At 77.1% G+C, this 16,994-nt stretch carries 3 protein-coding genes; all 3 read right to left on the bottom strand.

Annotated elements, in window-relative coordinates:
* Window positions 1-7,855 (bottom strand): type I polyketide synthase (locus tag E4099_RS15230; protein ID WP_135339592.1); only part of this gene is annotated, 7,855 nt, incomplete at its 3' end.
* 45 nt (window positions 7,856-7,900) lie between these two features.
* Window positions 7,901-14,737 carry a type I polyketide synthase gene (locus E4099_RS15225; RefSeq protein WP_135339591.1) on the bottom strand — a complete coding sequence of 2,279 codons (6,837 nt, stop codon included), beginning with the start codon at window positions 14,735-14,737 and terminating at the stop codon, window positions 7,901-7,903.
* Between the two features lie 16 nt (window positions 14,738-14,753).
* On the bottom strand, window positions 14,754-16,994 hold a 2,241-nt coding region (locus E4099_RS15220; RefSeq protein WP_135339590.1), incomplete at its 5' end, for an acyltransferase domain-containing protein.

Raw genomic sequence — 16,994 nt, 5'->3', positions numbered from 1 at the left:
GGGGGCTGGCTTCGATGAACAGGCGGTAGCCGTCGTCCAGGAGGGCGTGCACGGTCTCGGTGAAGCGGACGGGCCGGCGGAGGTTGGTGAACCAGTAGCCGGTGTCGAGGTCCGCGGTGTCCAGGCGCTGGGCGGTGACGGTGGAGTAGAAGGCGGTGCGGGCCGCGACGGGGGTGATGTCGAGGGTACGGGTGAGCTGGTCGTGGAGCCGGTCGATCTGGGGGTGGTGGGAGGCGTAGTCGACATCGATGGCGTGGGTGCGGACGCCGTGTTCCCGGGCGTGGGCGAGGAGGGCGGCGATGTGCTGCGGCGGGCCGGAGACGACGGTGGTGGCGGGGCCGTTGGTGGCGGCGATGTGGAGGTCCCCGGCGTGCGGGGCCAGGGCGCCGATCAGCTGGGCGGCGTGCTCGGAGCCGGTGGCGAGGGCGGCCATGGTGCCGTGGCCGCTGAGGGTGCGCAGGGCCTGGGCGCGGTGGGTGACGAGGTGGGCGGCGTCGTCCAGGGTGAGGGCGCCGGCGACGGTGGCGGCGGCGATCTCGCCCTGGGAGTGGCCGATGACGGCGGTGGGGGTGATGCCGTGGCTCTTCCAGACGGCGGCGAGGGCCACCATGATCGCCCAGAGCATGGGCTGGATGACGTCGACCCGCGTGGTGTCGGTGGCGGTGTCGGTGCCGTCGAGGACACCGGTGAGGTCCCAGTCGGTGTACGGGGCCAGGGCCCGCCGGCACGCGTCGATGGCGTGGGCGAAGGCGGGGTCGGAGGCGAGGAGTTCGGCGCCCATGCCCTGCCACTGGGAGCCCTGCCCGGGGAAGACCATGACCGGCCCGGGACCGGTGGGCGCGGCGGTGCCGCGGACGAGGGCCGGGTGGGGCTGGTCGCCGGCGAGGTGGCGCAGACCGGTGCTCAGTTCGGAGAGGTCCTCGCCGAGGACGACGGCCCGGTGGTTCAGAGCGGAGCGGGTGGTGAGCAGCGACCAGCCGAGGTCGACGGGGTCGGTGCCGGGGTGGGCGTCCAGATGGTCGGCCAGGCGCTGCGCCTGCTCGGCCAGGGCGGTGCCGGAGCGGGCGGAGAGCACCCAGGGCACCACGCGCCCGGGTCGGCCGTCCGGCGGCGCGCCCCGGGACGCCTCGGGGGCCGGCTCCGGGGGCTGCTCCAGGATCAGGTGCGCGTTGGTGCCGGAGATGCCGAACGAGGACACCGCGGCCCGCCGCGGCCGGTCCGCGGCCGGCCAGGGGACGGCCTCGGTGAGCAGCCGGACGGCCCCGCTGGACCAGTCCACATGCGGGGTGGGCGCGTCGATGTGGAGGGAGGCCGGCAGCCGCCCGTGCCGCATCGCCATGATCATCTTGATCACGCCGGCGGCTCCGGCCGCGGCCTGGGTGTGCCCGATGTTCGACTTCACCGAACCCAGCCACAGGGGCCGCTCCTGGGGCCGCGCGCCGCCGTAGGCGGCCAGCAGCGCCTGCGCCTCGATGGGGTCGCCCAGGGTGGTGCCGGTGCCGTGCGCCTCTACCGCGTCCACGTCGCCGGGCCCCAGCCGGGCCGCGGCCAGCGCCTGCTGGATGACCCGCTGCTGGGCCGGCCCGTTGGGCGCGGTCATCCCGTTGCTGGCCCCGTCCTGGTTGACCGCCGAGCCGCGGATCACGGCCAGCACCCGGTGGCCCTCGCGGCGGGCGTCGGAGAGGCGCTCCAGCACCAGCAGCCCGGCGCCCTCCGCCCAGCCGGTGCCGTCCGCAGCCGCCGCGAAGGGCTTGCAGCGCCCGTCCGGGGCCAGGCCGCGCTGCCGGGAGAACTCCACGAAGGTGTGCGGTGTCGCCATCACCGTGACCCCGCCGGCCAGGGCGAGGTCGCACTCGCCCTGCCGCAGCGCCTGGGCGGCCAGGTGCATCGCCACCAGTGAGGAGGAGCAGGCGGTGTCCACCGTGAGGGCCGGCCCCTCCAGCCCGAAGGTGTAGGCCACCCGGCCGGAGGCGACGCTGGGGGTGCTTCCGCTCAGCAACTGGCCCTCGTAGCCGGCTGGGATACGGCCCAGGAACCGGCCGCCGTAGTCGTCGTACATGATGCCGGTGACCACCGCGGTCCGGCTGCCGCGCAGTCGCTCCGGGGCGATGCGGGCGTGCTCGAACGCCTCCCAGGCGGTCTCCAGCAGCAGCCGCTGCTGCGGGTCGGTGGCCAGCGCCTCCCGGGGGCTGATCCCGAAGAACTCGGCGTCGAACTGGGCGGCGTCCCGCAGGAACCCGCCCTCCCGGGTGTAGCTGGTGCCCGTGCGGTCGGGGTCGGGGTCGTACAGGTCGGCCACCGCCCAGCCGCGGTCCTCGGGGAACGGCCCCACCGCGTCCACCCCTTCGGCGACCAGCCGCCACAGCCCCTCGGGCGAGTCGACCCCGCCGGGGTAGCGGCAGGCCATGCCCACGATCACGATCGGGTCGTCCTCACCGCCGGTCGGACGCGGCGGGCCGGCCGGTGAACCGCTCGGCACCCCGGCGGCGCCCAGCAGTTCGGCGCGCAGCTGCCGGATCAGGGCCTCCGGGGTCGGGTAGTCGAAGATGACGGTGGCCGGCAGCCGGATTCCGGTCACCGCGTTGACCTGGTTGCGCAGCTCCAGCGCGGTCAGCGAGTCGAAGCCCAGCTCCTGGAAGGCCCGGCCCAGCTCGATGGTGTCCGGGGCGGGGTGGGCCAGTACGGTGCCGATCTGGTCGCGTACCAGCTCGGCCACCAGCCGGTCCTGCTCGGCGGGGGACAGGCCGGCCAGCCGCCCGGCCCAGGACGGGGCGGCCTCGACCGCCGCGGTACGGGCCGGTGTGCGCACCAGGCGCCGCAGCACCGGGGAGAGCGAGCCGGCGGCGGCCTGGGCCCGCAGCGCCGCCGGGTCGAACCGGGCCGGCACCAGCGTGGGGTACGGGGCGGCCAGCGCCGCGTCGAACAGCGCCAGGCCCTGCTCCTCGGAGAGCGCGGCGGTGCCCGAGCGTGCCATCCGGGCCAGATCGGCATCCCCCAGATGGTCCGTCATCCCGCCGCCCGAGGCCCACAGACCCCAGGCCAGCGAGGTGGCCGGGGAGCCGGAGGCGCGGATCCGCTCGGCCAGGGCGTTGAGGAACGCGTTCGCCGCCGCGTAGTTGGCCTGCCCGCCGCTGCCCAGGACGGAGGCGGCGGAGGAGAACATGACGAACGCCGCCAGTCCGGCACCCCGGGTGAGCTGGTACAGCTGCCAGGCGGCGTCGGCCTTCGGCGCCAGCACCGCGTCCAGCCGATCGGGTGTCAGCGCCTCGGCCACGCCGTCCTGGAGCACCCCGGCCGCGTGCACCACGGCGGTCAGCGGATGCTCCTGGGGAACGCTCGCCAGCAACTCGGCCAGCGCCGCGGGATCGGACACATCGCAGCCGGCCACCCGCACCCGGGCGGCCAGCCCGGCCGCGAACTCGCCGATGCCCTCCGCCGCCGCACCGCGCCGGCTGACCAGCAGCAGATGCCGCACGCCATGGGCATCGACCAGGTGCCGGGCGAGCAGCCGGCCCAGCGCCCCGGTGCCGCCGGTGATCAGGACGGTGCCCTCCGGGTCCAGCGCGGCCCCCGGCGCCTGGGGGTCCGGGGCGGCGCCGACCAGCCTGGGCACCAGCACCTCACCGGCCCGCAGCGCGAACTGGGACTCGCCGGCCGCATGGGCCGCCGCCACCGCGGCCGGCAGGATCCGTCGCGAGGCCGCGTCCTCGTCCAGGTCGACCAGCAGCAACCGCCCCGGGTGCTCCGCCTGTACGGCCCGCAGCAGACCCAGCACCGAGGCCGCGGCCAGGTCTTCGGGCGCCCGGTCGGCCTCGGTCGCCACCGCACCGCGCACCACGACCACCAACCGTGCGGCGCCCAGGTCGGGATCGGCCAGCCACTCCTGGAGCCGGCCCAGCATCAGCCGGTTGGCGGAGCGCGCCCGGGCCGGCGGCTGCTCACCCTCCGGGACACCGGGGTCCGCCAGCACCACCAGCTCCGGTGCCGGCTCCCCGGCAGCGATCGAGGCCCTCAGCGCGGCGAGGTCCGGGACGCGCGGCAGGTCCCCGCCCTCCGCCGGCGCCTGGGACCCCACGAGGACCCAGCGGCCGGTCGGCTCCGGAGCGGGCGCGGGCAGCGCGAAGGGCTGCCAGTCCAGCCGGTACAGCGCGCTGCCGGCCGCGGCCCGCTCGGCGCGCCACCGCTCGGCGGACACCGTGCGCAGCGTCAGGGAGTCGACGGAGGCGACCTCGGCACCGGTCTCGTCGGCGAGGGCCAGCGCCACGCTGTCCGGCCCGGTCGCCGTGATCCGCACCCGGAGCCGGGAGGCTCCGCCGGCGAGCAGCCGCACCCCGGCGAACGCGAACGGCAGCCGGACGCCGCCGGCCGCGCCGGCGAACAGGTCCGCGATCGGGTGCAGGGCGGCGTCCAGCAGCGCCGGGTGGAGCAGGTACGCCTCCCGGTCGGCGTGCTGCTCGGCGGCCAGGCGCACCTCGGCGAACAGCTCCTCGCCCACCCGCCAGGCGGCCCGCAGCCCGCGGAACGCCGGCCCGTACCGGTAGCCCTCGTCCGCCAGGCGCGCGTACAGGGCCGCCACATCCAGCGGGACCGCCCCCTTCGGCGGCCAGGTCGACCACGGCGCGGCGGCCGGCTCCGGGGATCCGGCGGCCGAGAGGGTGCCGGTGGCGTGCCGGCGCCAGGAGTCCGCGAGCCCCGGGCCGCCGGTGTCATCGGCGGGCCGGGAGTGCACGCTGACCGTCCGCCGACCGGCCGTGTCGGCGGCGCCCACCGCCACCCGCAGCCGGACCGCGCCCGCCTCGGGCAGCAGCAGCGGTGCCTCCAGGGTCAGCTCCTCGACCCGGTCGCAGCCGGACCGAGCCCCGGCCAGCAGCGCCAGTTCCAAGAAGGCGGTGCCGGGCAGCGGCACACCGGAGACGATGGCGTGCTCCGCCAGCCACGGCTGGTCGTGCAGGGAGAGCCGACCGGTCAGCAGCAGCCCGCCGTCCGCCGACTCCACCACGGCCGCCAGCAGCGGATGCCCGCCGGCGTCCAAGCCGGCGGCGCGCACATCGGCCGCCGCGTCCGGGGCCGCCCGCCAGTAGCGGCGGCGGTCGAAGCGGTAGGTGGGCAGATCGCAGCGCGCCGTGTCCGGCGGGTAGGCGGCGGTGAAGTCCACCGCGGCACCGTCCACATGCATCCGGGCCAGCGCGGCCAGCAGCGTACCGGGCTCGTCGCGGCCCTCCCGCAGCACCGCGGCGACCACCGGCGGCTGCCCGGTGGACCCGGCCTCGGCCAGGCAGTCCTGGGCCATGGTGGTGAGCACCGCGTCCGGCCCCAACTCCAGGAAGCGGGTGACGCCCTCCTGGCGCAGGGTGCGGACCCCGTCCCGGAACCGGACCGGCAGACGGGCGTGGCGCACCCAGTACTCCGGGTCGCACAGCTGGTCGGCGCCGGCCGGCCGCCCGGTCACGTTGGAGACCACGGCGATCCGCGGCGGCGCGAAGGCCAGCGAGGCGGCGACCCGCCGGAACTCGTCCAGCATCGGATCGATCCGCGGCGAGTGGAAGGCCTGGCCCACCCGCAGCCGCTTGGTCTGCCGGCCGCGCTCCCGCCAGCCGCGGGAAATCTCCTCGACCGCCTCGGCGTCACCGGACACCACCACCGCGGAGGGCCCGTTGACGGCGGCCAGCGCGACCCGGTCGGCGAGCCCCGCGAGCAGCGGCGCGACCTGCTCCTCGGTGGCCTCCAGCGCCACCATCGCGCCACCCGCCGGCAGCGCCGCCATCAGCCGGCCGCGCGCCGCGACCAGTCGCGCCGCGTCGGACAGCGAGAGCACACCGGCCACATGGGCGGCGACCAGCTCGCCCACCGAGTGGCCGGTCAGATAGCCGGGAACCAGCCCGAACGACTCGACCAGCCGGTAGAGCGCCACCTCGACCGCGAACAGGGCCGCCTGGGTCACCTCGGTCCGATCCAGCGCCCCCGCGCCGCCCGCGCCCTCCGGGTCCAGGAGCAGCTCCCGCAGCGGGTGCTCCAGCAGCGGATCCAGTGCGGCGCAGGCCTCGTCCAGGGCCGCGGCGAACACCGGGTACACGCGGTGGAGCTGGGCACCCATCCCGGGCCGCTGGCTGCCCTGCCCGGTGAACAGGAACGCCGTACCGCCGATCCGGGCCGGCGCCTGCGCCCGCACCACACCGGCCTGGTCCCGGCCCTCGGCCAGGGCGGCCAGACCGGCGCACAGCCGCTCCCGGTCCTCACCCAGCAGCACCGCCCGGTGCTCCAGCGCCGAGCGGGTGGCCGCCAGGGACCAGCCGACATCGGCGTCCGACAGCTCCGGACGCGCGGCCAGATGCCCGGCCAGCGCCTCGGCCTGCGCCCGCAGTCCGGTCGCACTGCGCGCGGACAGCACCCAGGGCCGTACGGTGCCCGCCGGCGCCGCGCCGCGCTCGGCCGCCGTACCCGCCCGGTCCGGCGCGGGCCGCTGCCCGGGCTCGGGTTCGGGCGCCTCCTCCACGATGAGGTGGGCGTTGGTGCCGCTGATGCCGAAGGAGGACACCCCCGCCCGGCGCGGGCGCTCCCCACCGGGCCAGTCGACCGGCTCGGCCAGCAGCCGCACCGCGCCGCCGCTCCAGTCCACGGCGGGGGTGGGCCGCTTCGCGTGCAGGGTGGCGGGCAGCTTCCCGTGCCGCAGCGCCATCACCATCTTGATCACGCCGGCCACCCCGGCGGCGCCCTGGGCGTGGCCGATGTTCGACTTGACGGCGCCCAGCCACAGCGGCCGCCCCGCCGGACGGTCCTGGCCGTAGGCGGCCAGCAGGGCCTGCGCCTCGATCGGGTCGCCCAGCCGGGTGCCGGTGCCATGCGCCTCCACGGCGTCCACATCGGCCGGGGAGAGCCGGGCCGCGGCCAGGGCCTGCCGGATGACCCGCTCCTGGGAAGGGCCGTTGGGCGCGGTCAGCCCGTTGCTGGCGCCGTCCTGGTTGATCGCCGAGCCGCGGATCACGGCGAGCACCGGATGGTTGTTGCGCCGGGCGTCCGAGAGCCGCTCCAGCAGCAGCAGACCGACCCCCTCCGAGAAGGCGGTGCCGTCGGCCGCCGCGGAGAACGCCTTGCACCGCCCGTCGGCGGCCAGCCCGCGCTGCCGGGCGAACTCGGTGAACACCTGCGGCAGGGCCATCACCGTCACCCCGCCGGCCAGCGCCAGGGTGCACTCGCCCTGCCGCAGCGCCTGGCAGGCCAGGTGGGTGGCGACCAGCGAGGCGGAGCAGGCGGTGTCCACGGTGACCGCCGGACCCTCCAGGCCCAGCGTGTACGCCACCCGGCCGGACAGCACACTGGGGGCGTTGCCGGTGACCAGGTACCCCTCCGCGGCCCGGTCGATGTGCGGGGTGCCGAAGCCGGGCAGCGCGGTGCCCGCGTACACCCCGACCTGACCGCCCTTCAGCGAGGCCGGGGCGATGCCCGCCCGCTCCAGCACCTCCCAGGACACCTCCAGCAGCAGCCGCTGCTGGGGGTCGATGGCCGCCGCCTCGCGCGGTGAGATGCCGAAGAACTCCGGGTCGAACAGGTCGGCGTCGTACAGGAACCCGCCCTCGCGGGCATAGCTGGTGCCGGGCTCGTCCGGGTCCGGATGGAACAGCCGCTCCAGGTCCCAGCCGCGGTTGTCCGGGAACGGGCCCATCGCGTGGCGGCCGGCCAGGACCAGGTCCCACAGCGCCTCGGGCGTGGCGACACCGCCCGGGAAGCGGCAGGCCATCGCCACGATGGCCACCGGCTCCCGCTGACCCTCCTCCACCTCCCGCAGCCGTGCCCGGGTGTCGTGCAGATCCGCGGCGACCCGCTTGAGGTAGTCGACCAGCTTCTCTTCACTCGTCATGTCGGGGTCACCGGCCTTCGGTGTGGGGTTCGCACGCGGGCGGGGTCATTGGATGCCGAGCTCGTTGTCGATGAAGTCGAGCACCTGGTCCGTGGAGGCGGCCCGCAGCCGCTCGGCGGCCCCGGCCTCCGCCACCGGGGCGTGGGCCGCCTTCCACCTCGCCAGCAAGGACTCCAACCGGGCGGTCACCGCCCCCGGATCCCCCGACTCGGCGTCCGAACCGGCCAACCCGGCCAGCGTCTGGTCGAGACCGGCGAGCTGGTCCAGCAGCGGCCCGTAGACGTCGCGCGGCGCCGCCGGCTCCCCGTCGGGGACCAACCGCCGGCGCAGGTGCTCGGCGAGGGCGGCCGCCTCCGGGTAGTCGAAGACCAGGGTCGCGGGCAGCCGCAGCCCGGTGGCGGCGGCGATCCGGTTGCGCAGCTCGACGGCGGTCAGCGAGTCGAAGCCGAGGTCCTTGAAGGCCGCGTCGGGCGGCACCGTGCCCGGATCGGCATGCCCGAGCACGGTGGCGGCATGGCCGCGCACCAGGGTGAGCAGCAGCCGCTGCTGCTCACCCGCGGCCAGGCCGGACAGCCGGCCGGCCCAGTCCGCCGGCCGGTCGCCGGCCGCCGCGCTCGGCCGTGCCGCCGCCCCGCCGGACGCCGCGGCGGCCAGGGCACGCAGCGGTGGCGGCAGGGTGTCCGGCGGCTGGGCGCCGAGGGCACGGGTGTCCAGGTTCAGCGCCAGCAGCGCCGGACGCGGATGCCGCTGCGCGGCGTCGAACAGGGCCAGCCCCTGCTCGGTACCGGTCGCGGTGATGCCCAGCCGGCCGATCCGGGCCAGGTCCGCCTCGGCCAGCCGCCCGGTCAGCCCGCTGGTGGCCGCCCACAACCCCCAGCTCACCGAGGTACCGGGCAGGCCCCGCGCACGGCGCGCCGCGGCCAGCGCGTCGCAGAACGCGTTGGCCGCCGCGTAGTTGGCCTGCCCCGGGGTGCCCAGGGTGGCGGCGAACGAGGAGAACAGCACGAACATGCCCAGCGGCATCCCGGCCGTGACGGCGTGCAGGTTGGCCGCCGCCGCGGCCTTGGCCGACCACACCCGGGCCAGCCGGCCGGGGTTCTGCGCGGCGAGCATGGCGTCGTCGAGCACGCCCGCCGCGTGCACCACCCCGGTGAGCGGATGCGCCGGATCGATACCGGCCACCGCCTCGGCCAGCGCGGCCGCGTCACCGGCGTCCACCGCCTCGATCCGCACCACGGCGCCGAGCGCGGTCAGCCGGTCGGCCAGCTCCGCCGCACCCGGCGACGCCGGCCCGCGCCGGCTGAGCAGCAGCAGCCGTCCGGCCTGCCCGGAGCGCACCAGATGCTCGGCGACCAGACCGCCCAGGGTCCCGGTGCCGCCGGTGACCAGGACCGTGCCGTACGGGGCCGGGGCGGGCGGCACATCGAGCACCAGCTTGCCGGTGTGCCGGGCCTGGCTCAGCTCCCGCAGCGCCTGCCCGGCCAGGCCCAGCGGCCGGGCCCGTACCGGCAGCGGCCGCAGCGCCCCGGCGGCGAACAGTTCGCCGAGCACGCCCAGCAGTCGGCCGATACGCTCCGGACCCGCGTCCGCGACCAGGTCGAAGGCCCGGTACCGGACCGAGTGCTCCCGGGCGACGCGCGCCGGGTCGCGCAGGTCCGTCTTGCCCATCTCCACCAGTCGGCCGCCGGCGGTCAGCAACCGCAGCGAGGCGTCGGTGAACTCGCCGGCCAGGCTGTTGAGGACCACGTCGACACCGCGCCCGCCGGTGGCCGCCCGGAAGGCCGCCTCGAAGTCCAGATCGCGCGAGGAGGCCCGGTGCGCCGCGTCGACGCCCATCCGCTCCAGCACCCGGTGCTTGCCGGGACTCGCCGTGGCATAGACCTCCGCCCCCAGATGCCGGGCCACCCGCACGGCGGCCATGCCCACCCCGCCGGTGGCCGCGTGGATCAGCACCGTCTGGCCGGACCGCAGCTCCGCCAGCTCCACCAGGCCGTACCAGGCGGTCAGGAACGCCGCAGGGGCCGCCGCGGCCTCCCGGAACCCCCAGCCGACGGGAACCGGGGCGACCATCCGGGCGTCCGCCACCACCAGCGGACCGAAGGCGTCCTGGAACAGACCCATCACCCGGTCGCCCACCGCGAGGCCGGTCACCCCCTCGGAGACCTCCACCACGACTCCCGCGCCCTCGCTGCCCACCGAGGCCCCGCCATCCGGGTACATGCCCAGCGCGATCAGCACATCGCGGAAGTTCACGCCCGCCGCGCGCACCGCGATCCGCACCTCGCCGGGCGCCAGCGGCCGGGCCGCCTCCGGATGGGGCACCGCGGCCAGGTCGTCCGCGGTGCTCCCGCCGGCCCGCAGGCACCAGGCCCGCTCACCCGGCGGGGCGGTCACCTCCCGGCCCGCGTCGGCACGGACCATTCGGGGCACCAGCAGCCGCCCGGACCGCAGCGCCAGCTGCGGCTCGTCGGCGGCCACCGCCTGCCGCAGCTCCGCCGCCGAGCAGCCGCCGTGCGCGTCCAGGTCCAGCAGGACGAAGCGGCCCGGGTTCTCCGACTGCGCGCTGCGCAGCAGACCCCAGACCGCGGCGGCCGCGGGGTCCGGCCCCTCCTGGCCGGTGTCCGCCTCCGCCAGGTCCGCGGCCGGGACCGCGTTCTGGGTCAGTACGAGCAGCCGGGCCTCGGCCGGCACCGGGCCGGCCAGCCACTGCTGAGCCAACGCCAGCACCTTCCGCACCACGGCCAACGCACGGTCCGCCGCACCGCCACCGGCCCCGGGCCGAGGCGCCTCTTCAGCCCCGGTACCGGTCTCGGTCCCGGCCCCGGTCCCGGTCTCGGCGCCGGCCTCAGTCCCGACCCCGGTCCCGATCCGGGTCCCGGTCTCGGCCCTGGCCCCAGTCCGGGCTTCGGTCTCGATCCCGGCCCCGGCTCCGGCCCGCGCTTCGGCCCCGGCCCCGATCTCGGCCCCGGTCCACACTTCGGCTCCGGCCCCGGTCGAGACCGCGGTCACCACCACCGAGGGGGCGTTCGAACCGGTCGGGAGTGCCGCCAGATCCGGGTAGCGGGGTGCCGCGACCGCCTCCGGGACGCCCTCGCCGAGCACCGCCCAGCCGTCCTCGGCGGTCAGCGGGAGGTCGGCGGCGGCCTGCGGCAGCGGTACCGGCACCGGGGTCCAATCCACCGCGAACAGCCCGTGCGAGCCGTGCGCGCCGCCCGCCAGGCGCAGTTGCCGGGCGCTGGTCTCCCGCAGCACCACCGCGTCCGCGCTCAGGACCGGGGCACCCGCGGCGTCGGCCACCAGCACCCGCAGCCCGTCCGGCCGCGGCGTCAGCCGGACCCGTACCCGGGTGGCGCCATCGGCCCACAGCGACACCCCGCTCCAGGTGAAGGGCAGCAGCACCGCCCCACCGGGCGGGGCGTCGAGCCGCCCGGCGAGCAGCACCGGTTGCAGCGCGGCGTCCAGCAGTGCCGGGTGGATGCCGAACCGCCCGGCCGCCCCGGTCCCCTCGGCGGCCTCGGAGGGCAGTTCCACCTCGGCCAGGGTGTCCTCGCCGTGCCGCCAGACCGCGCGCAGGCCGCGGTAGGCGGGCCCGTAGCCGTAACCCGCCGCCTCGGCGCGCCGGTAGAAGTCCGCCACCTCGACGGGCCGCGCGTCCACCGGAGGCCAGGGGCCGGCCAGTCCCTGGGGCGCGGCCCCGGCGGCGGGGCGGAGCGTACCGCCGGCGTGGCACACCCAGGCATCCGCCGTGTCGGCACCCCCCTCGGGACGGGTGTGGACCCGCACGGTGCGCCGCCCATCGGCCCCGGCGGCGCCGACCACCACCTGCACCCGCAGCCTGCCCGATTCCGGCAGCACCACCGGTACCTGGAAGGCCAGCTCCTCCACGGCGGCGCCGTCCGCCAGGTCGGCGGCCCGCAGCACCCACTCCAGCAGCACCGCGCCGGGCAGCAGCGCCAGCTCGGCCACCGTGTGCTCGGCGAGCCAGCCGGCGCGGCCGGTCTCGGGCAGCCGCCCGGTGAGCAGCAGCCCGCCGTCGGCCAGGCCCACCGCCGCGGGCAGCAGCGGGTGCGGGAGCGGGCTGAGGCCGACGGCGGCGATGTCCCCGACCCCGGGCGTGCCGGTGGGCAGCCAGTACCGCTCGCGCTGGAAGGGATAGACCGGCAGCGGCACCACCCTGGGCGCCGGGTCGGCGGGGAACCAGGCCCGCCAGTCCACCGCCACCCCCGCCGCGTGCGCCTCGGCCAGTGCCCGGCACAGCCTCCCCGGGCCGCCCTCGCCGCGGCGCAGGGTGCCCACGGTGGTCGCGGTCACTCCGGCCGCATCGATGCACTCCTGCATCCCCACGGTGAGTACGGGGTGGGGGCTGGCCTCGATGAACACCCGGTGCCCGGCGTCCAGCAGCGCCGCCATGGCCTGGCTGAAGCGCACCGGCCGGCGCAGGTTGGCGAACCAGTAGTCGGCGTCCAGACCCGCCGTGTCCATCCGCTCGCCGGTCACCGTCGAGTAGAAGCCGATGCCGCGGTCCACGGCGGACACCCCCGCGAGGAGTTCGGCCAGTTCGCCGGCGATCCGATCCACCTGGGGGCCGTGCGAGGCGTAGTCCACCTCGATGGTGCGGGCCCGCAGCCCCTCCGCCTCGGCGGCCGCGACCACCCGGGCGACCTGCTCCGGCGGCCCGGACACCACCGTGGCGGCCGGCCCGTTGAGCGCGGCCGCCACCACCTCGGTGGCGTGCGCACCGGCCAGCGCCGCCGCCCGCTCGGCTCCGCAGCCCAGCGAGGCCATGGCCCCGTGACCGGACAGCGCCCGCAGGGCACGCGCCCGCAGGGCCACCACCCGGGCACCGTCCGCCAGCGAGAGCGCACCGGTGACACAGGCCGCCGCGATCTCGCCCTGCGAATGGCCCACCACCGCCTCGGGGACCACGCCGTACGCCGCCCACACCGCGGCCAGCGAGACCATGACGGCCCACAGCACCGGCTGCACCACATCGACCCGGCCGAGGTCGGCGGCGCCCTCGGTGCCGCGCAGCACCTCGGTCAGCGACCAGTCCACGTACGGGGCCAGGGCCTGCTCGCACTCGGCGATCCGGGCGGCGAACACCGGGGAGGACTCCAGCAGTTCCCCGCCCATCCCGACCCACTGCGAACCCTGCCCCGGGAACACCAGCACCGGGCCGGCGTCCCCGCCGGCGGCCACCCCGCGCACCACGGCCGGGCCGGGCTCGTCCGCCGCCAGCTCCGCGAGCCCGGCCGCGAAGTCCGCGGGCTCCCGGCCCAGCAGTACGGCCCGGTGCTCGAACGCCGACCGGGTGGTCGCCAGCGACCAGCCCACGTCCCATGGGTCGTCGGCGGCGCCGTCCCGGGCCAGGAAGGCGCCCAGCCGCTCCGCCTGCGCCCGCAGCGCGGCCTCGGAGCGCGCCGACAGCAGCCAGGGCAGCACGCCCCCGGAGGCGGTCGGCCCGCCGGGCGCGCGGGCCGGCTGCTCCGCCGGCTGCTCCGGCGCCTGCTCCAGGATCAGGTGCGCGTTGGTGCCGGAGACCCCGAAGGAGGACACCGCCGCGCGGCGCGGCCCGTCCGTGCGCGGCCAGTCCCTGGGCTCGGTGAGCAGACGCACCGCCCCGGTGCCCCAGTCCACGTGCGGGGTGGGTTCGTCGATGTGCAGGGTCCTGGCGAGCTTGCCGCCGCGCAGGGCCATCACCGTGTTGATCACGCCGGCCACCCCCGCCGCCGCATGGGTGTGGCCGATGTTGGACTTGATGGAGCCCAGCCACAGCGGCCGGTCCGCCGGCCGGTCGCGGCCGTAGGTGGCGAGCAGCGCCTCGGCCTCGATCGGGTCGCCCAGCCGGGTGCCGGTGCCGTGCGCCTCCACCATGTCCACGTCCGCGCCGGACAGCCCGGCGCTCGCCAGCGCCCGCCGGATGACCTCCTCCTGGGCGGCGTCGTTGGGCGCGGTGAGTCCGTTGCTGGCACCGTCCTGGTTGATCGCCGAGCCGCGCACCACCGCCAGCACCCGGTGGCCGTTGCGCTGGGCGTCGCTCAGCCGCTCCAGCAGGACCAGGCCGACGCCCTCGGAGAAGCCGGTGCCGTCGGCGGCCGCCGCGAACGGCTTGCAGCGGCCGTCCGGGGCCAGGCCGCGCTGCCGGCAGAACTCGGTGAACATCACCGGGGTGGAGAGCACCGTCACCCCGCCGGCCAGGGCCAGGGTGCACTCGCCCTGCCGCAGTCCCTGGGCGGCCAGGTGGATCGCCACCATGGAGGCCGAACAGGCGGTGTCCAAGGTGACCGCGGGGCCGCGCAGACCGAGCGTGTAGGCCACCCGGCCGGAGATCACACTGGTCAGCCCGCCGGTGGTGGCGAACCCTTCGAAGCCCTCCGGGATCCGCGGCATACCGGAGATGTAGTCCTCGTTGGACACCCCGACGTACACCCCGGTCGGACTGGACCGCAGCGACTCCGGGTCGATCCCGGCGCGCTCCAGCACCTCCCAGGACAACTCCAGCAGCAGTCGCTGCTGCGGGTCCATCGCCAGCGCCTCGCGCGGACTGATCCCGAAGAACGCCGCGTCGAAGCGGTCCACGTCGTACAGGAATCCGCCCTGCCGCACATAGCTGGTGCCGTAGTGGCCGGGGTCGGGGTGGAACAGCCCGTCCAGGTCCCACCCGCGGTCGGTGGGGAAGTCGCCGATCGCGTCGCCCCCGGACCGTACGAACTCCCACAGCTCCTCGGGCGACCGCACCCCGCCGGGGAAGCGGCAGGCCATCCCCACCACCGCCACCGGCTCGTGCCGGCCGTCCGACAGCTCGCTCAGGCGCAGCCGGGTCTCATGCAGCTCGGTGGTGACCCGCCGCAGATACTCGACCAGCTTCTCTTCACTGACCACCTCAGTCACCTGGCCTTCAGCGGGAGGGTCGTGGACGCACGTCCAGGGGCGTGCCGAGTTCGTTGTCGATGAAGTCGAGGAGTTGGTCGGCGCTCGCGGACTGCAGCCGGTCCGCGGTGCCGGCCCCGGCGGCGGCGGTGGACCGCGTCCGCCAGGCCGCCAGCAGGGTCTCCAACCGCGCGGTGACCGCGTCCCGTTCGGTGTCCGGCACGGCGGTGCCGGCCAGCGCGCTCTCCAACCCGTCCAGGGCGGTACGGACCGGGTCGGCCCCGGTCGCCGCGGTGCCCCCGTCGCGCCCGGCCGGGGCGCTGGGCGCGGCGAGTTCCCGCTCCAGCCGGCCGGCCAGCGCCTCCAGCGTCGGGTGCCGGAAGACGACGGCGGCGGGCAGTCGCAGACCGGTCGCCGCGACCAGCCGGTCCCGGAGTTCGACGGCGGTCAGCGAGGTGAAGCCCAGCTCCTTGAACGGGACGTCCACCCGCAGCACCCGGGGGTCGTCCTGCCCCAGCACTGTGGCGGCGTGGCCGCGCACCAACTCGCGCACCAGGCGGCGGCGCTCGGCGGGCGCCGCGGCGGCCAGCCGCCCAGGCCAGTCCGCGGCCCGGCCCGCCGCGGCGGCGACCGGCCGCACGGGCGCCCGGCGCCGGGCCGGCCGGTCGTGCGCCGGCCGGTCGGCCGCCGTCCGCAGCAGCTCGGCGGTGGCGCGGCGCAGCACCACCGACTCCGCGCTCAGCACCGGTGCCCCGGCCGGGTCGGTCACGGTGACCCGCAGCTCCCGTACGTCCCCGGCGCCGTCCGATCCGTGCGGTGACAGCCGGACCCGCACCCGCTCCGCCCCGGTCGCCCACAGGGTGACCCCCTGCCAGGCGAACGGCAGCCATACCGGGCCCTCGGCCGGGTCGGTGAGCAGCGCCGGCTGCACCGCGGCGTCCAGCAGCACCGGATGGATGCCGAACTCCGGCCCGTCGCTCGGTCCGTCCGCCCGGGCACGCTCGGGCAGGACCAGCTCGGCGAGCAGGTCCGCGCCCTCGCGCCACAGCGCCCGCACGCCCTGGAACTCCGGCCCGAAGCCGTAGCCGCCGGCCGCGGCCCGCTCGTACAGGACCGAGCACTCCAGGGACTCGGCGCCCGGCGGCGGCCACGGGCCGTCCGGACCGGGAGCCGCCGGTGCGGGCGGGCCCGGCTCCAGCGCCCCCACCGCGTGGCAGAGCCAGTCCTCCGCGGCGCCGCCCGGGCGGTCGCCGGGGGCGGAGAAGATCCGCAACTCCCGCCCGCCGTCCGGGTCCGCCGGGCCGACCACCAGCTGGATCGCCGCGCCCGCCGGCCCGGGGAGCGGCAGCGGGGTCTGGAGGACCACCTCGCCGAGGTGCGCGGCGCCGGCCTCGTCGGCCGCCCGCAGCGCCCACTCCACCAGCACGGCGCCGGGCACCAGCGGCTGTCCCGCCACGGTGTGTCCGGCCAGCCGGCCCGCGGCGGCACCGGAGGGCAGCCGCCCGCTCAGCACCAGGCCGCCATCGGCCAGGTCCACCACCGAGGCCAGCAGCGGATGGTCGACCGGCCGGGCCCCGGCGGTGTCCCGGGCGCGCTGTCCGGTGCCGGACGCCAGCCAGTAGCGCTTCCGCTGGAAGGGGTACCCGGGCAGCGCGACCCGGCGCGGCCGCGGGCCCTCGGCGAACCAGCGGGGCCAGTCGACCGCGAGCCCCGCCGCGAAGGCCTCACCCAGCGAACGCGCCAGCCGGTCCGGGCCGCCCTCGTCGCGGCGCAGCGTCGGCACGGTCACCGCGGCCAGGTCCGCCGCCTCCCCGCACTCCCGCAGGGCCAGCGTCAGCACCGGGTGCGGGCTGGCCTCGATGAACACCCGGTGTCCGGCGGCCAGCAGGGCGTCGACCGCCGGGGCGAAGCGCACCGTGCGGCGCAGGCTGGCGAACCAGTACCGGGCGTCCAGCCCGGTCGGATCCTGGCGGGCGCCGGTGGCGGCGGAGTAGAAGGCCACCTCGGTGCCGCGCGGCTCGATCCCGGCCAGCTCCTCCCGGATCACCTCGGCGAGCCGGTCGACCTGGGGCCCGTGCGAGGCGTAGTCCACCTCGATCAGCCGGGCCCGGTGCCCGGCCGCCGCACAGGCCGCCAGCACCACCTCGACCTGTTCCGGGGTGCCGGAGATGACGGTCGATGAGGGTCCGTTGACGGCGGCGAGGGAGACGTCGGGGGCCTGCTCGCCCAGTGCGGTCAGGAGTTGGGTGGTTTCCTGCTCGCCGATGCC

The sequence above is a fragment of the Streptomyces palmae genome (genome assembly GCF_004684805.1).
GTDB classification, from domain to species: domain Bacteria; phylum Actinomycetota; class Actinomycetes; order Streptomycetales; family Streptomycetaceae; genus Streptomyces; species Streptomyces palmae.
The sequence above is the reverse complement of the archived record's forward strand: the minus strand, read 5'-3'. Positions and strand labels throughout refer to the sequence as shown.